General features: G+C 34.9%; 16 protein-coding genes. 14 read left to right on the forward strand and 2 right to left on the reverse strand.

What is annotated here, in order from left to right; translation table 11 throughout:
* The first annotated feature begins 636 nt into the window (after positions 1-636).
* The 3 genes from CG11_RS23240 to CG11_RS23250 all read left to right on the forward strand — a co-directional run bounded on the left by CG11_RS23240 (position 637) and on the right by CG11_RS23250 (position 5345).
* Positions 637-2373, forward strand: a complete 1737-nt coding sequence (locus CG11_RS23240; protein WP_052599254.1) for a tetratricopeptide repeat protein — start codon at positions 637-639, stop codon at positions 2371-2373.
* Positions 2374-2592: 219 nt separating this feature from the next.
* Positions 2593-2883, forward strand: coding sequence for a hypothetical protein (locus CG11_RS23245; RefSeq protein WP_052599255.1), 291 nt, complete (start codon positions 2593-2595; stop codon positions 2881-2883).
* 98 nt (positions 2884-2981) lie between these two features.
* On the forward strand, positions 2982-5345 hold the full coding sequence (locus CG11_RS23250) for a penicillin acylase family protein (RefSeq protein ID WP_081909633.1): 2364 nt from the start codon (positions 2982-2984) through the stop codon (positions 5343-5345).
* A gap of 235 nt (positions 5346-5580) precedes the next feature.
* Here the strand turns inward: CG11_RS23250 and CG11_RS23255 are convergent, their stop codons facing one another.
* Both CG11_RS23255 and CG11_RS23260 read right to left on the reverse strand, forming a co-directional pair.
* Positions 5581-6396, reverse strand: coding sequence for a glycosyltransferase family A protein (locus CG11_RS23255; RefSeq protein ID WP_052599257.1), 816 nt, complete (start codon positions 6394-6396; stop codon positions 5581-5583).
* A 136-nt stretch (positions 6397-6532) separates the two neighbouring features.
* The gene (locus CG11_RS23260; RefSeq protein WP_052599258.1) at positions 6533-7261 is read right to left on the reverse strand and encodes a S24 family peptidase; all 729 of its coding nucleotides are present in this window, start codon (positions 7259-7261) and stop codon (positions 6533-6535) included.
* Between the two features lie 310 nt (positions 7262-7571).
* On the opposite strand from CG11_RS23260, the gene CG11_RS23265 reads away from it, so the two are divergent.
* From CG11_RS23265 to CG11_RS23315, 11 genes are all read left to right on the forward strand, one after another.
* Positions 7572-7892 carry a helix-turn-helix domain-containing protein gene (locus CG11_RS23265; RefSeq protein WP_052599259.1) on the forward strand — a complete coding sequence of 107 codons (321 nt, stop codon included), beginning with the start codon at positions 7572-7574 and terminating at the stop codon, positions 7890-7892.
* 255 nt (positions 7893-8147) lie between these two features.
* Complete coding sequence (locus CG11_RS23270; protein ID WP_052599260.1) at positions 8148-8600, forward strand: MarR family winged helix-turn-helix transcriptional regulator; 453 nt, start codon at positions 8148-8150, stop codon at positions 8598-8600.
* 67 nt (positions 8601-8667) lie between these two features.
* On the forward strand, positions 8668-9045 hold the full coding sequence (locus CG11_RS23275) for a DoxX family membrane protein (protein ID WP_052599261.1): 378 nt from the start codon (positions 8668-8670) through the stop codon (positions 9043-9045).
* 207 nt (positions 9046-9252) lie between these two features.
* Entirely contained in the window at positions 9253-9633 is a 381-nt protein-coding gene (locus tag CG11_RS23280) for a DUF3276 family protein (protein ID WP_052599262.1), read from the forward strand.
* Between the two features lie 146 nt (positions 9634-9779).
* Positions 9780-12113, forward strand: a complete 2334-nt coding sequence (locus CG11_RS23285; RefSeq protein ID WP_063833195.1) for a TonB-dependent receptor — start codon at positions 9780-9782, stop codon at positions 12111-12113.
* A 235-nt stretch (positions 12114-12348) separates the two neighbouring features.
* Complete coding sequence (locus CG11_RS23290) at positions 12349-12756, forward strand: hypothetical protein (protein ID WP_052599263.1); 408 nt, start codon at positions 12349-12351, stop codon at positions 12754-12756.
* Between the two features lie 113 nt (positions 12757-12869).
* Positions 12870-13073, forward strand: coding sequence for a hypothetical protein (locus CG11_RS23295; RefSeq protein ID WP_052599264.1), 204 nt, complete (start codon positions 12870-12872; stop codon positions 13071-13073).
* Positions 13074-13290: 217 nt separating this feature from the next.
* Positions 13291-14190: a DUF4249 family protein gene (locus CG11_RS23300; protein WP_052599265.1), complete on the forward strand. Its 900-nt coding sequence runs from the start codon at positions 13291-13293 to the stop codon at positions 14188-14190.
* A gap of 264 nt (positions 14191-14454) precedes the next feature.
* On the forward strand, positions 14455-15570 hold the full coding sequence (locus CG11_RS23305) for a DUF6089 family protein (RefSeq protein WP_052599266.1): 1116 nt from the start codon (positions 14455-14457) through the stop codon (positions 15568-15570).
* 115 nt (positions 15571-15685) lie between these two features.
* Positions 15686-16537, forward strand: a complete 852-nt coding sequence (locus CG11_RS23310; protein ID WP_156039873.1) for a DUF6089 family protein — start codon at positions 15686-15688, stop codon at positions 16535-16537.
* 147 nt (positions 16538-16684) lie between these two features.
* Complete coding sequence (locus CG11_RS23315; RefSeq protein ID WP_052599268.1) at positions 16685-17296, forward strand: hypothetical protein; 612 nt, start codon at positions 16685-16687, stop codon at positions 17294-17296.
* The last annotated feature ends 30 nt before the right edge of the window (positions 17297-17326 follow it).

Consider the following 17326-nt stretch of genomic DNA (forward strand, 5'->3'; position numbering starts at 1 on the left):
AAATGCCGAATAGAATTTTATATGTTAATTTTAGTTGAAATTTTTGTAAGCCTTTGTTAATACAAGTTTTTAGACAATTATGATAAAAATTAATTTATTGAGATGAGTATATTGGATGTTTTGTATTAAGTTGTTAATCAATGTGGTGTGGTTTTTGAAGGCACTAGGGAAGAACCATAGTTCTATATCTTATATTTTTGAATAAAAACAATCATTTTAGGATTACCAATAGTCAATAATGTAACAAGAACGTTAAAGAAATACTAAATATGTATAAAAAAAGAAATCTAGTTCTGTTTACTTTCTAAATATGTTTATCTTAGATATACAATCTAGAAAATTATTAGATTATTTTTTAAATAAAAACTAAAAAATGTACGAAGTTTATGCCCTATAAACGTTCTAATAATTATAGACACTCATTCCCACCAATTAATTAGCTGATAAAATAGAATATTATAATACTCAACATGCTTGACGACTTTGTTTTTATAACGAGTTGGAGGCTAAGAGGTAAAGTATGTAGCAAATAGACAAATAGTCGTCTATTATTGCAATTTACTTTACAAGCATTCAGAAATGACATAAAACGAAAACTAAGTAAAAGTAATTTTAGGGATAAAAAGAATGAATATTATGAAGCTTATTATGGCTCTATTGCTCCTAGGGAATATACAGTGGGCATTCGCACAAAAACCAGACGCCATTGAAGATTATAACGCTGGACTCGTCTATTACAAATTACGGAATTATAAAGATGCAGTGCCTTTTTTTGAATCGGCTGTCAAAAAAGATCCTGATTTTGTTCCTGCTTTTCGAGTATTGATTACTTGCCATGAACAAGAAGGACAAAACGAGCTTGCTGCAAGTTTATACGAAAAGGTTATCGAATTGGCGCCTTCTGATAAAGCCCTTTGTTATAATTTGGCACTTACTTATGTAGACCTAAAAGCATATCATAAGTCTATTTTGTATTTAAAAAAGGCATTAAAAATTGATCCAACTTATGCAAAAGCCGCTAATAAAGTCAAAGAAATTGAAGCGTATTTGGAGCAACAAAATCGTATCAAAAACCAAGACAAAGAGAACAGCAGTGGCGATGCTAGTACTTTAGAAAACCAAGTCTATACGGTGGCTTTACAAAATTACAGGAATAAGTCCTACAAAGATTGTTTGGCAAAGCTAAAAGATTATACAGGTGAAATTACCAATCCCAATTTCTATTATCTAATGGCAATTACCTTGCAACATCTGGGCGATAGGGAAGCTGCTATTGTTGATTATGAACATGTTTTGGAATTGGATGATTTGCATTTTAATACAAATTTGAACTTGGGGCGTATTTATTATAATGATAAAAATTATGAAGGAGCAATAGAATTGCTAGAAACAGCTTATTCTCGCAGAGGAAATGACTTGAGTTTGTTGTATGACTTGGCAAAATCTTACTTTTATGCTCAACAGTACGAAGCATCTATTGCACACCTAGAATCTTATATAGAGCGTAACTCCGATGATGGTGAAGCTTGGCGTCTGTTAGGGGAAAGTTATAGTAAAACAGGAAAACCCAAAGCAGCTTCAAAAGCATTTGACAAAGTTGAACAATATAGTGCAGGGAATGATAAATTATACGAACAGTTAGAAGAAAGTATTGCCAAGTACGGGCGACAAGCCAGCGAGTATAGCAAAGAGGGAAAATATAAAGAGGCCATTGCTGTTCTAGAAAAAGGAATCATGGAGCACTCTAAGGCTGCTTCGTTGCATTTTAACCTTGGGCTAAATTATATCGAGATAGGAAACACTAAAAAGGCAAGAGAAGAATTTAAGAAAACAATTGATTTGGAACCAGCGCATGCGAAAGCATATCAAGGTTTGGGACTGATTCATTACGAACGAGAAGAATACAAAGAAGCAGGCGCTTATTATTTGGCTACAATTGATGCTGGCAAACAAGATGAGTTTGTATATTATAAATTGGGTAGTTGTTGGTTCAAATTAAAAAACTTTAATAAAGCGGTTGATGCCTATTTGCAAGCCATCCATCTAAATCCCAATCAAAAGCGTTATCACTTTGGCTTGGGAGCTGCTTATATTGCATTGAACAAACATTATGATGCTATTGATGCTATGAAGGTAGCTCTAAAATTGGATCCAATGTACTTAGAAGCACACTACAATATTGCTGTTGCTTATCTCAAGATGAGTGAATACGATAAATCTATTGCTGAAGCAGAAAAATTGCTGGCTAAAAATAGTGAATATGCCAAGGCTTATTTGGTAATTGGGCATGCACACAAACGAATGGGAAATTATGTTTTGGCAGATAATTTTCAGAAAAAAGCAGAACGAATGGATCCCAGTTTGAAGCAGTAGTTTAATCCTTCTATTTCGTTGAATTAATTTTTAAACAGGTTTTGAATTATCCTTAAAATCTAATATATTTAGCACATATTTTATGAAACAGGTATCCACCAATTATGATAATTATAATAGTGGGGTATGATTATAAAGTATAAAGTGATTCATTATAGTCGTAATACTACAAGGAGTATTGCAAAATCCTAAAAAATTAAAACAATCAAATAAATTGTCATGGCAGAAGATAAAGATTTAGAAATTGCAATTGGACACGTCGTGGATATGGTCGGCAGTGGTTTGGTCAAACGCAAAGCAGAAGGAATTGAGTTGGAACGTAGAGTGCGTAACTTTTGGAACAAAATTAAGAAAGGAATGGCAGACGATGTTGTTGCTAACTTAGAAGCTGAACCAGAAGATGAAGCTGCAAGAAAAGCTTTTGCAGAAGAATTGGAGCGCTTAATGAAATCTCAAAATGTAAAAATGAGCGTTGTTGCTTTACTTTTTAATAGTGGCATCCGTCTCTAATAAGTAGCACATCTAGTTCGATGTGTTTGCATACTATAACAAAGTCATCCCGTATTCCTCGTGGATGACTTTTCTTTGCCTAAAAATCACCTTTAATAATGACTTTCCTAACTAAAATGTTAAAGCCTGTCCTGAAATGGTTTGTACACAAACAGGCGAAAAATAATCTTCCAAATCTCAATGAAATAATTCATGCACCTGACTTGAAGGGGAAGGTAGAAATTATTAGAGACCAATGGAGTGTCCCTCATATTTATGCTGAAAGCAAAGAAGATGCTTTCTTTGCACAAGGCTATGTACATGCCCAAGAACGCTTGTGGCAAATGGAACTAACTCGACGCATAGTGTCTGGTCGTTTGTCAGAAGTAATCGGAAAGGATGCTTTGGAAGTGGATCGCATTGCTCGAATTATGGGATTCAAACATTTGGGGCAAACGGACGAGCAAGAAGCTAGCAGCAATGTTTTGTTCCCATACTTAGAAAGTTATGTAAAGGGAGTCAACTATTTTATTGCTACTTGTAAATATCCTCCTGTCGAATTTAAGTTGCTCAAAGTCTCAATGGAAAATTGGACGGTTGCCGATTGTTTTGGAATGGCACGTTTGTTGGCCATGCAGATGTCACAAGGGTGGCTGCATGAGTTAGAACGTATGGGAATGGCAGAGCTGTTTGGATTGGAAAAAGCCCAAGAAATATTTCCAGAGTACTTGGCTACCAACCCTGTTTGTTTGAACTACGGTATAGAAACCAACGAACGAAAAGCAGATGGAACATTAGAAGCTTTTAAAGGTCCATACTTACGCCCCTTAGGTGGTAGCAATAATTGGGTAGTTGCTGCTGATAAAATGGATACAGGAGCTGCGGCATTGTGCAACGATCCACATTTACTCATTAATACTCCCAATATTTGGTATGAAAATCATCTGGTAGCACCCGATTATGAAGTAACAGGCGTTTCTATTCCTGGAGTGCCTCTTGTCTTGATTGGGCACAATGCCAATATGGCTTGGGGAGCAACACTTACATATGCAGATATTCAAGATACTTATATAGAAAAATTTGTCAACCCCGATGGGTTGCAGTACCACTTTGGAGATCGCATATTAAAAGCCAGCGTTCGAGTAGAAAAAATATACATCAAAGGGGAAAAAGCTCCACATGAAGAAAAAGTAATTCAAACACATCATGGTCCTGCCATTTTAAATTTAGATGGCACGCATAAAGTTACACTTTGTTCCAGAGCACTACAACAGAATGAGATGATTTTTGGTTTTTACGAGTTAAATGTAGCCGAGAATTGGAATGACTTTGTTGCGGCTTGTGAAAAATTAACCGTTCCTTCTCTTAACTTGGTATATGCAGATATTAAGAATAATATTGGTTATTACATGACTGGAGAAGTGCCTATTCGTGCTCGATCCAAAGGATTGTTGCCCAACAAAGGATATGATGCCTTGCATGAATGGACTGGACGTGTGCCTTTTGAAGCCATGCCACATGTTTTAAACCCAACGCAAGGATATTATTATACTTGTAATAATAAATTAGTGGGGGATGATTATCCATACGATTTAGGAAATATATGGATGAATGGCTATCGTGCCAAGCGTTTGCAAACGTTGCTTGATTCAAAGGATAAGTTCGGATTCGATGATTTCGCCTCGTGGCAGCTAGATTTTGTGAGCTTGCCAGGTGCTTCATTTATTCAATTAGTACGGCGATTGATTCAAGAAAAACAATACGAAAATTTGTCTGGTTACCTCAAAAAGACAGTTGATTTATTCTTGAACTGGGATTGTGAGTTGACGGCAGATTCTGTTGGTGGAGCAATTTATCAAGTATTAAAACAAGAGCTAATTGATTTGATTTTTGATAAAAATAAAAGCATAAGAGGGGTTGTTCCTAGAAAAGAGCTACCTATTTTTGCTGTATCAGAGTTTTTTGGACACGATGTAACGGCCATTTTACGATTGTTTGATAATCCCAATTCTGTTTGGTGGGAGAGGTCGCCAGAAGAAATTTTATTAGAAGCATTGAAAAATACCACCGAATACCTAACCAATAAATTGGGTAGCAATACCGCCAATTGGAAATGGGGGCGCTTGCATCCTATGGTTGCTAAGCATGCTCTTGGAGTGAAACCTATTTTGGGAGAAATATTTGATACAGGGAACCTACCAATAGGAGGGGACACTGATACTTTATGTCAAATGGCTTTTGTACCAGGAGAACACTATGGAGGAAAGTCTTTGATTGGTGCTTCTTATCGCCAAATGATTGACATGGGAGATTTTGCTAATAGCAAATGTATTGCTCCTGTAGGGCAAAGTGGGAATGTTCAATCTCCTCATTATGCCGACCAAATGGAAAGATGGGTAAACGGAGATTATAAAACCATGTTGTGGACAAGAGAACAAGTCGAGCAGCATCAACGATACCGAGCTGAGTTAAATCCACTGTAGGGAGCTTTTAATATTAAGTAGTATATTGTAGTAGTTCGTTGATTAGCTCCCTGCGGTCGTGAGATCGCTATCGCTTAGTTGTTTACTTTTTTACCAAAAAGATAAAAAATCACATTTATACTAGTTTGATAATTAAAATTTTAACACAAAATGTAGTAAATTTATAACTTGTTAATTATCAAACTAATAAAGTTTTTCAACGAACTATTGATGTTGGTGTTTGGGGATAAAAATTTTAGAAACCAGGTAGCTTTTTGTTTTGTTCTACTTTGAGTTTCAAATCTTCAATCTCCTTCAGTAGCCATGGTTCTATAGGAACGGTTTTGAAGATAGCGTATGCTGTTTGATTTTGATAAATGAATTCAAATTCTTGCAACCACTCTTGAAAGTTGGATTGCCCAATAATACCATGATTCGTTTGTATGTATAAAATCAATTCTTTGGGTAAAATAGCCAAAGAGTCTAAACCCCACAAAGAAAAACACTGGAGTAAGTACTCGTAATCCGACATAATTAGCATGTTCGAATTGAAGCGAATGGTATCATTTTTTTTGTGAACAAAACCATTGCTATCAAACCATGCTTTGGGTTTATTCTGAATAAAATCAATATTAGTAGCATCAATTGTTGGACGAAAAAACTCTTTTCCTGTTTTGATACGAACACCATCTTTATAAATATCTCGTCTTTGTTTTCGGATGGGGTTGCACATTTGAACAGACGGATTGGCGTCAAAAAAATTCAAGACCTCTTGTACAAAAGAGGGGTGTAAAGCATTGTCATCGTCCAAAAAACTAATAAGAGGAGCAGAAGCTAAAGAAAGTCCTTTGTTGCGGGCATGAATAAGTCCTTTGTGGGCTGTCTCTACATAAATAATCGAACACTCGGATTGTTGTTGTTGAATAATTTTTCGAGTAGTAGAACAAGCGCCATCGTTAATAATAATCCACTCAAAGTTTTGATTGGTTTGCGCCAGTAAACTAGGCAGGCAAATCTCCTGAAATAGCTTGGATCTATTATGAGTAGCTGTGATAATACTTAATTGTGGCATCGTAGGAGTGTTAATGAAAAATAAAAATCGACAAAGAATATTTCCTTGCCGATTTTAAAATAAAAAATTATTGAGCAAATCTGTATTAGACTTCTTTTAGCATACTTGAAGCTTGAAGTTATGTTTAAACATACTCTTAAGCAATGCCGTAATTGGTAATTCTATGCTTGACACGGTAGAGTGCTAGTACTTCTTGAATCTCTACTTCATAAGGAGGATAGATTTGATTGTCTGAAATTAAGCGCAATCCAACCGTTTGATTTTCGTGTTTGATGTTTTGAACTCGTTTAGCAACAACAGAATCACTAGTTACGACAACATAAACCGAGTTATCTTTAATAGAACCATTCGGACCACTTTCTACCTTTTCACAAATAACAATATCTCCATTGGTAATATTCGGCAACATACTATCGCCACTAATTTCAATAGCAGTTAAGTCCCCTTCTAAACCAGGGATAGAAAACTTTTGAATTTCTATTTTCTCTTGGCTAGCATCATCGTAATCAGAATTTTGAGCACCCAATGAATTTCCAGCCATAGCATGTGCATTGACAAGTGTGATGTTCTTTTGTCCTTCAAATATTTTTTGAGTTAGAGGGATGTGCATATCTTCATGCCCTTCAAACATTTGGTTGCTTCCACCAAAAAGAAAGTTAGCATTTATACCATAGATATCAATCAATTTATTCATTTGATCTAAAGTGATATTGCGTTTTCCTTTTAGAATACTGTTAACAACATGGTTGTACGTTCCTAATTGAGAAGCGATATCTGATTTACTTTTGATTTTTCCTTCTTCTTTTAGTTGATCATAAACTAAGCGGAAGCGTTGGTTAACAGTATTATCAATAAAGTTAGACATGGTTATAATGCTTTTGGTTATTCTGTGTACTTTAAGATCTTGTTGATGGTGTGATAATCCATCAAAGAAAAATATTAGATTATCACATTTGTATAGTAGTTAAAAACATTCTTCTGAATCTTGTTAAAAATTAAGACAAAAAGTTTAAAAACTCTATCAACTAATAATTTATTAAAACAAAAAGTTTTACCTTTATGTTGGTTGAAAATTTGAGTTAAAATCAATAACGATTAACTTGAAAGTAAAGTTATTAAAAATAATATTAGAATGCAAACATTTTTGTTTGTTTCTGAAACAGAACATTGTATTTATGTGGTATAGAATATTTTTGTTGGTATTTGCTGCAAATTTGTTTATAGCTTGCGAAGCTACTCAAAAACAGGACTTAGGGAAGGATTTTTATAAGAGTATTGGAGCACAAATACGGGAAGAACGGCTTCAAAAGGGAATTTCTCAACAAGATTTGGCAGACGCTGTTGGGGTAACTCAAAATGGTCTTAGTTTGATTGAAGATGGCTTGGCGACCCCTATCCATACAAAGTTAATTGCTATACAAAATTATTTAGATGTAAAATTCAAGTTTAATGGAAAATATGCTACAATAGAAGAGTATTTGGAAGGAAAAAACTAAGAATTTATAAAAAAAACGCAAAATGCTAGAACATTTGATAGGTTTGTGTAGTTTCGTAGTGTATGAGTAGATTGGTTCAACTTAGGAATCTATTTAGTTAATAGTCCACTTATTTCTTAGTTATTAACTAAAAACATAAAAAAACATCTTGTATTAGATTGACGAAAAGAGCCTGTATTCAAAAAATAGGATACTAATTTATCCATTTCAATCTGGTTTTTAAGCGGGACGAATCTTTAGTAGAAATAAATAAAAATGAAAATCGAAGAAGAGATCAAACAGACAAAGCCTTTTGATAGTCCACAAACAAAAGCTGTTGTAAATCTAAATTTTACAGCTTCTTGGTTGTGTGGATTGCAGACACAGTTGTTGAAACCCTATGGAATTTCAATACAACAATATAACATACTTAGAATATTGAAGGGGATGCGCCCTAAACCCGCAACCGTTAAGATATTAATAGAACGAATGATTGACAAAAATTCCAATGCTTCTAGATTGGTTGATAAGCTGTTGAAAAAAGGCTTGTTGGAGCGAAATGCTTGTTCTAGAGATAGAAGAAGAGTGGATGTAATGATTACAGAAGCTGGACTGGATATGGTCAATCAAATTTCTAGAGCCATGAAGAAGAATAAAACTTTTGTCAACTTAACCGATGAAGAAGCTTTGCTCTTGTCTGATTTGTTGGATAAAATGAGAGATACATAGGTGCTTTTTTTTGCCCTAAAAGATGTATATACATTAAATGTTTTGATTTTAATTAAACTGAATTATTATGAATGAGAAAGTAGTTTTAGGTATTCGTATACTGTTAGGTTTGGGATTGGTTCTATTTGGATCTAACAAGTTTTTGCACTTTATGGAGACGCCACCTTTGTCGCCAGAAGCAGGTGAGTTTATGGGGGCAATGGTTAAAGCAGGCTATATTTTGCCTATTGCTGGAGCGGTACAAGTTTTGGCAGGGATTTCTTTTTTGACCAACAAGTTTGTGCCTTTGATGGCCGTTGTTTTGTTCCCAATTATGCTGAATGCATTTTTATTTCATGCTTTTTTGGACCCTGCGGGAATAGCAGGAGCAGCAGTTGTTACAACCTTGAATGTTGTCTTGATGTTTGTGCACAAACCTGCTTATGACAAATTATTACAAGCTTAATAAGCCTTGAAGCTTAGAGAATTTTACTTCAAATAGACATTTGACAAAATATTATTTTCAAAAAAAAAGCGGATAATAGAGATTAATAGAATTCATTTATTATTTTAGCATCGTAATAATTAATAATTATCAAAAAAGTTTTACCTTGTAAATCGAAAAGATAATTACTTAAAAATGAATTTTTACTCATTAAAATCTATTTAGACTGTGGGATTTGATAATAAAGATAGCCGTTTTGAAAGTGTGTATTCTCAGAAGGTAAAAGCAGGAAAGAGAAGAACGTATTTCTTTGATGTGCGCAAAACTAAAGGTGCAGATTACTATGTGACTATTACAGAAAGCACTCGTCGATTCGAAGATGATTCTTATTCTAGACACAAAATTTTCTTGTACAAAGAGGATTTCAACCGCTTTGTAGAAAGCTTAGTAGATGTAGTAGATCATATCAAAAATGATTTGTTGCCAGATTATGATTATGATGAGTTTACACGCCGTCATGAAGAAAGAGAAAAAGAATATGAGGAGAACAATTACAACCATGCAGACAATGACTCTACAAATGATGATGGAGATGTGGGAGAGTGGTAAGCTATTGTAGGTTTCTAAAATAAAGAAAAGCGAGATTTTGACTTGAAAGTTGATTTCTCGCTTCTTTTTTCCTAGCAATTATAATTGGCTAAATGATTGGTTCGTGAGCTTATAACATATTTACGATTGATAATTATTATTTCAGAATGTTACGATATACAATATGCCTGTTTCTGTTTTTACTAGTTGGTGCTGTTTGGGGACAAACTCATACTGTAAGTGGTGTCCTTAAAGATGCTTCTAGTGGAGAAACTTTGATTGGGGCTAATGTTTATGTAGGCGATGGGACAACAGGAACCATTACGAATGAGTACGGTTTTTATTCGCTGACATTGGCGCAAGACACCATACGACTTACTTATTCTTATATTGGTTTAACGCCAGTTACCCATCAATTTTATTTGTCCCAAGATACGATCCTTAGCTTTGAACTAAGCGAAGGAGTGGAGATAAAAGAGGTAACCGTTCAGGCAAATTCCAACAAAGAAAAAGTGAATTCTACGCAAATGGGATTGGATGAAGTCTCTGTCAAAGAGGCAAAGGAAATTGCTGCTGCATTTGGAGAAGTTGATGTCATTAAAGTATTGCAGTTGAAGCCAGGAGTACAATCTGGTTCGGAAGGATCGTCTGGTTTATTTGTTCGAGGTGGTGGCGCAGATCAAAATCACTTTATTTTGGATGAGGCTCCAATTTACAATCCAAGTCATTTGTTTGGTTTCTTTAGTACGTTTAATGCAGATGCGATTAAGAATGTCAAATTATTTAAGGCGGGCTTCCCTTCAGAATATGGAGGAAAACTATCGTCTGTAATTGATATTCGTATGCGAGAAGGCAACCGAAAAGATTTTCACGTAACAGGAGGATTGGGACTTATTTCTTCTCGTTTGACAATAGAAGGACCACTTGTCAAAAACAAAGGTTCATTTATTGTTTCAGGGCGCCGAACGTACGTAGATATTTTTACGTCTATTCTTAACGAAGCGAACAAAGATAATGAGGATTGGGTGCAAATCCCCAACTATAGTTTTTATGATATTAATCTTAAAGCCAACTACGATTTGGGTGAAAAAGATCGTTTGTTTTTAAGTGGTTATTTTGGTCGAGATGTTTTTTTGTATGCTGCTGATGGGATCAATTTTAATTTTGAATGGGGGAATGCCGCAGGAACTTTGCGTTGGAACCATACGATTTCCTCCAAGCTATTTGTCAATACGAGTTTTACATTTTCGGATTATTTGTATACTATTAAGAATAAGTTTGACGAATTTGATGTTAGCTTAGGATCTGGAATTCGGGATATGAATTTGAAAACAGATTTTAGTTGGTTTCCATCGACAAAACATTTGATCAAATTTGGTTTGAATGCTATTTATCATCAATTTTCGGTAGGGAGGTTTAGTGCAGGCAATGGAAATAATTTGAACTTTGAGGCGGGAAGTAATTTTCAATCAGGAGAATTTGGTGCCTATTTTTCGGATGATTGGACAATTTCAAGTCGGGTTAAATTATTAACAGGTTTGCGTTGGAGTGCTTTTTATAATTCAGGGCAATTTTACTGGGCAGCAGAACCTCGATTAGCACTCAAATACAGTGTTCACCCTACCGTATCTTTAAAGGCAAGTTATGCTAGAATGACACAGTATATTCATTTGGTCTCGACTTCGGGAGCATCCTTGCCAACTGATGTTTGGTATCCTTCTAATAAAAACGTACAACCACAATCATCAGATTTAGTATCTGCGGGTTTTTCTTGGGCGATAGGAAAGAACTTTTTTCTAAGCGGAGAAGGATATTATAAATGGATGCAGCGTCAAATTGATTTTAGAGACGGGGCGCAATTGTTTATCAATGATGAATTGGATAAGGAGTTTGTATTTGGAAAAGGCTATAGTTATGGAGGTGAAATTTATTTGGAGAAGAAAAATGGTATGATACGTGGTTGGATTGGCTATTCGTTGTCTTGGACGTGGCGAGAATTTGCCGAAATCAACAATGGAAAACCGTTTCACCCCAAACATGATAGACGACATGATATTTCGGTTGTTGTTATTTGGGATATTCCTTGGACAGGTCCCAAATTCCCATTAACAGTAAGTGCTACGTGGGTTTATGGAACAGGAAATGCAACTACCTTGCCTGCTGGGCGTTATTTGTCATCTGGAATTGTAGGTTCTAATCCCTATTCCTTTGTGCCTATTTATACAGAAAGAGGATCGTTTAGAATGCCCGCTTATCATCGAATGGATTTTGGGATTGTTTGGAAATTATTTCCATTGAGCAAAAAGCGTTTTAAGAGCGACTTGACATTTAGTGTGTACAATGTATACAATCGAAGAAATGCGTTTTTTATGTACATTGATGCGGTTTATCCCAATGGTAGAGGGCAGAGCAATCAAACAACGTTACCAGATCGCTTTGAAGCTAAAACCGTTTCTTTGTTCCCTATTATTCCTACCGTAACTTGGAATTTTACATGGTAAGCAATCAGAAGGTTTTAAAGTTATTGTGTTTTTTATTCTGATGTTTGGTGGTTGAGTTTGTTTTTTATTTGTTTTATTTGATTTTTAGTTCTTGCTTATTTGTTTGTTTGGTTTTTGTTTGAAATAAAAGTTTGGCAAAAATGTGCCTTTTTTGGCAAAAAACAGTCACTTTATAGCGTGAAAATAGTAGATATTTGTCGTGTGAAACTTTATCTAACAACAAATGATGCTAAGTATGAAATATTTACTAAACATATTGGGAGGGCTTTTTATTTTAAGCCATATTGCAGCAGGTCAAGGCGGCACAATCAATAATTTAAAGGAAGAGGCAACTCAAACGGCGGGAGTTGATCGACTGATAAAAACAACAGGAGTTCAAGAAAAAAGCGCAGCGCAGGAGCGTATGGCTTATGTAAAAGCTAAGAATATAGAAAAAAAAGAAGCCATAAAAGCTTCTATACGAAATGGAGAAATGGTTGTTGTCAAAGCAAAAGATAAAATAGCATTGGCAAAAGTTAATTTATCTAAGAAAAAGAAAGAAAAGAAAATTTCTGAACGAGAATATGTCATACGAATGGCTAGGATTGATATGATAGAATCAAAAGCAAAAGCTTTGGAAAATATGTTGATAAGAAACCAATAGACATGAACACGAATAGAGTTGTATAGTTGAAAAAGCAGGATGTTTTTGTAGGCATACCATTTCATTCGTGATAATGTTTAATACTAAAGGTTGGTATAAATTGCACAAAAAATATGAAAAAAGCTATCTTGTTAGGATGTTTTTCTACCTTTTCTATCATAAGCTGTACGAGTGCCAATGAGTCTCCAGACGCACTATCAGATGATGTAAAAAGAAAAATCATTGCTTTAGAAACGGAGACAGAGATTATAGAAGCCAAAAGAGAAGAAATTCAAGCTTCTATTGAAGAGTTAGAAAAACTGTTAGAGGAGTTATAGTTGCGAGATAAATAGCAAGTAAGTAAGTGGACAGAAAAAAGTATAGTTAAAAATGTAATTGTTTTTAGTGCTGTTCAAAGAAAAGAATTGAAGTTTTAGCGGGCTAAAACGAGATTTTTTGATGAAGAACAGTGCAAAAAGAATTCTATTTTGCCTATAAATTTTTATGAACGATTACTTATAACCAATTAAATTTTATTACAACAATTATTAAAGAATGCGTTATTTAGTCTGTTTGTCGCTTTTTCTTGTATTGATTGCTTGCGAAGATATGGAGACAGTTGTGGAAGTAGAATTGCCACCAATAGAAAAGAAATTGGTCATTGAGTGTTATTTGGAAGCTGGACAACCTTATCGATTGTTATTGACAGAAACCAAGGACTATTTTGATGATTTGAAAGCCTGTCCATTTGTTCGAAAAGCAATTGTTGTTATAACACATGGAGGAATAAAAGACACGCTAAATGAGGCTTTCTTTTTTAATGACAATTGTGACGTAGACGATATTATTCCTTATGGCTTTTTGCCTTATTTAAGTCCAGATTCAACTCGATTTTTTAATTATGGTTCTACTTCATTGTGTCCATTGGATTACACCCAACCATTTATCGTAGAAGTATGGGATACTATTAGCAATCGTTATGCTACGGCAACCACCCAATTTTTGCCTCCATCACCTATTTTAGATTTTAAGACAGAGTTTAATAACTCAGGAAAAGCATATGCTTTATTAACAACAGAAGACGACCCTAATACAGAAAATTATTATCGTTTGGTATTGCATGAAACTTCGTTAACCAAAAAGGGGGAAGGGCTTTTGCCTATTCCTGTAGGTCGAAAACCAAGGTTTGATCGAGTATTAGATGATGGTGGTATTTTTAATGGCAATGTTGTAACTACAGCCTCCAATTATCGTTTTGAATCGGGAGATACATTAATTGGAACTATTTATCATTTAGAGAAGCATTACCACGATTACTTAGAGTCGGTTCGAGATGCTCAAGGAGCCAATAATAGTCCTTTTGGTCAGCCTGCGGCTATACAGTCTAATATCACAGGAGGAACAGGAATATTCACCTTCTTGTCTTATGATCGTGATACCATTTATGTTCCTTGATAGATTAGAGGAAGAAAGGAAACGACAGTATATTTTATGTGTATTCTACTTTTTTTGTAAAAAGCCGTTGTTATAAGGGGTATAAAGCGAATCTTCTTTTGAAAATTTCTTTTAAAAATGTATTTTTAATTAAAACAGATTACTTAGTTCGTTAGAGTGGTTTATAATATTTGGGAGTGCTTGTTCGTTACTATTCAAAAAACATCCAAAAGGAAGACCACTCCAAGCTAAAATACCTTTCAGATATCGTATTAAATTGTTACTATGAAAAGAATATTGTTGATTGTTGCAGTTGTGTGTGCCCCATTTTTAACTAAAGCTCAATTTAATTGGGGACATAACTACTTTGAAGTTGGTCTAGGTGGTGGTGTTATGAACTATTCTGGCGAATTGACCAATTCAATTTTTGATTTTAAGCACATGCATTTTGGTGGTGCGTTGTTTGGTCGATATAATGTTGGTCCATTTTTTAGCGTACGTTTGCAGTTGGCATTGGGATCTATTTCTGGAAGTGATGCCGATTCGCCTGATTTTAGAAATAGAATTCGAAATTTAAGTTTTAACTCACATCTTTTTGAAGGTTCTTTGATTGCGGAAGCAAACCTAATGGGATTTCAGCCTAGAGGACATGAGAAAATGTTTTCACCTTATGTTTTTGTAGGAATAGGTGTGTTTAACTTTAATCCTTATACGACACATTTTGATCCAAACTTAGACGGTCAGCGGGTATTTTTGCAAGAAATAAACACAGAAGGACAGGGAAGTTCTACATTTTCCAATAGATCGCCTTATGCTAGAACGCAAATATCTATTCCAATGGGACTAGGGATTAAATATGCTGTTAATAGTAATATTAGCATCGGCTTTGAAGTAGGATTCCGTCCAACGTTTACAGATTATTTGGATGATGTTGGTCAAACATATCCTGTAAATGCTTTAACAGGAGAGCCGTTTTATGATCAAACGCCTTATTTGGCAGGACAATATGGAGATAAGTCGACACAAGAGTTATTTGCGGATAAGAGTTATTCTTTTATTTTAGATGAATTGCAAGCAAGAGCTTTGGCAGGTGATCCGAATTTAAATGCAGAGTTAGCAACGCATATTCAAGGAATGACTCTAAGCGAGTTTTTGAATTACATTACGCCTTATATAGATAATCCTAATACTGCAATTGCTGGTTCAAAAGAGGAGGCAGCAGTGACAGAATACAATGGGTATATTAATGCTAGAGGAGGAAACTTAGTAAGAGGGGATAAATTGAACGATTGGTATGTATTTACTATGGTGACTGTTTCTTACAACTTTATTGAAAACGGTTTGGTAGGTGCCCGCAAACGTCGCAAGAGAAGAGCCGGATGTAAAAGCTCTCAGTTTTAATCTGTTTAGCAATACAATATATTGATTTATGGATTATCAAAAGACACTGCTATACAGTATTTATAGTCTGCTTTTGTAGCATACTATTTTGATTTGATAATCCATAAATTTTCTTATGTATAAGCTAATTATTCTCCTCCTCACAAGCTGTTTTTGTTGCCTGTCTACTACAAAAGCTCAATTTGTGGAGTTAGGAGGCTTTGGAGGAGCCTTAAGTTTTAATGGAGATGTTAACGAAGGAGATATTTTGTCTAATACCAATGCTGCCTTTGGAGGCTTTTTTCGTTACAATCCTCATCCTCACTTAGCCGTTACTTTAAGTTTTATAAAAGGAACCTTAGAAGCCAAGGACCGTTCCTCAAAACACAACAATATTCGCGAGCGAAATCTCAGCTTTAAGTCGGATTTGATGGAATTTTCCTTAATTCCTGAGTTTAATATACTACCATTTTATCCTAAAAAATCTAAGCAAATACTGGCACCTTATATTGGTGTTGGAATAGGTGTTATTGTCTTCAATCCAACCACAAAGTACGAAGGCGAGTGGGTTGCGCTACAAGCGATTGGAACAGAAGGTCAAGGCTTAGAGGGCTATCCTTCTAAATATAGCTTGGTAGAGTTCGCTGTTCCTGTATTATTAGGTTTAAAGTATTCTATTGGTGGTCGATTAAACATCGCTTTGGAAATCGGATATCGATTTACAACAACAGATTACTTAGATGATGTGAGCACGATCTATTTGCCTAAAAAAACATTAATGAATAGTAGCCAGTTAGCAGTAGCATTATCAAACAGAACGGAAGAATACACAGGAGTAGTTGCCGATCATTTGACAGGAACACGCCGAGGGAATTCTAACAATAAAGATAGTTATCTTACTTTTGGAATTCGGATATCCTTTGGATTGTATGGTAAAAAAGCGTACAAACGGAAAAAGATGCAGTATAAAATTAATAAATGGTTTTAGGTATAGTTGTGAAATTAGTTGCAAAATGTTGTTTTACAATTTTTTATAATTAATGAAGTTCTTGTTTTTTTATAACAAAAAAAACAAACAATATTTCTAAAAGGTTGTTTCCCTAGTATCAATCAATACTCTATAAAACAATTTTTTATGAAACAGTTTTTCCTAATTCTTGCGCTTTTAATTAGTGCCAACACCTTTGTGTCAGCTCAAAGTCACTCAACACTCAATAGTGAAGCTAGGTTTCTCATCCGTCCAATGCTATTCATTGATTATAATATGTACCATTGGTATCAAGAACCTCTCAAAACAGTAGATGGGACTCCTAAAAATATGGGACAAGCATTTAATGTATTGCCTGGTTTGGGTGCGGGAGTTATTTTGGGTAAAAAAACAGCCTTTTTATTCTCATTAGAAGCTTCTGTCAAGTACTTTCCATTCAGCCTAGACTTAGCAGGTTATGAAGGGATCGGGGCGGTTTCCTTTCCAGTTCTAGCAAATTTCAGAATTCCTCTAAATGGTTTCTTTTTTATGCAAGTAGGAGGAGGGATTCAGTGGAATAAGATAAATATACACGATCGGTCGGCTGCCCATAAAAGATATCCCAATCCTTTTTTTATGACGTATGTCGGAGAAATAGCAGTAGGAGCAGAAGAAAGCGTTTATATTTTATATTTTGCACGGTTTGGATACAATTCAGATCAATCTACTACATTGGATTTAGGACTAAGAGTCGGTATACATGGAAGTCTTTGGGACTGATACTAGTTTAGTTTTGAGAAAACTAAACTA

Origin of the sequence: Aureispira sp. CCB-QB1, assembly GCF_000724545.1 — a bacterium.
Taxonomy (GTDB): Bacteria; Bacteroidota; Bacteroidia; order Chitinophagales; family Saprospiraceae; genus Aureispira.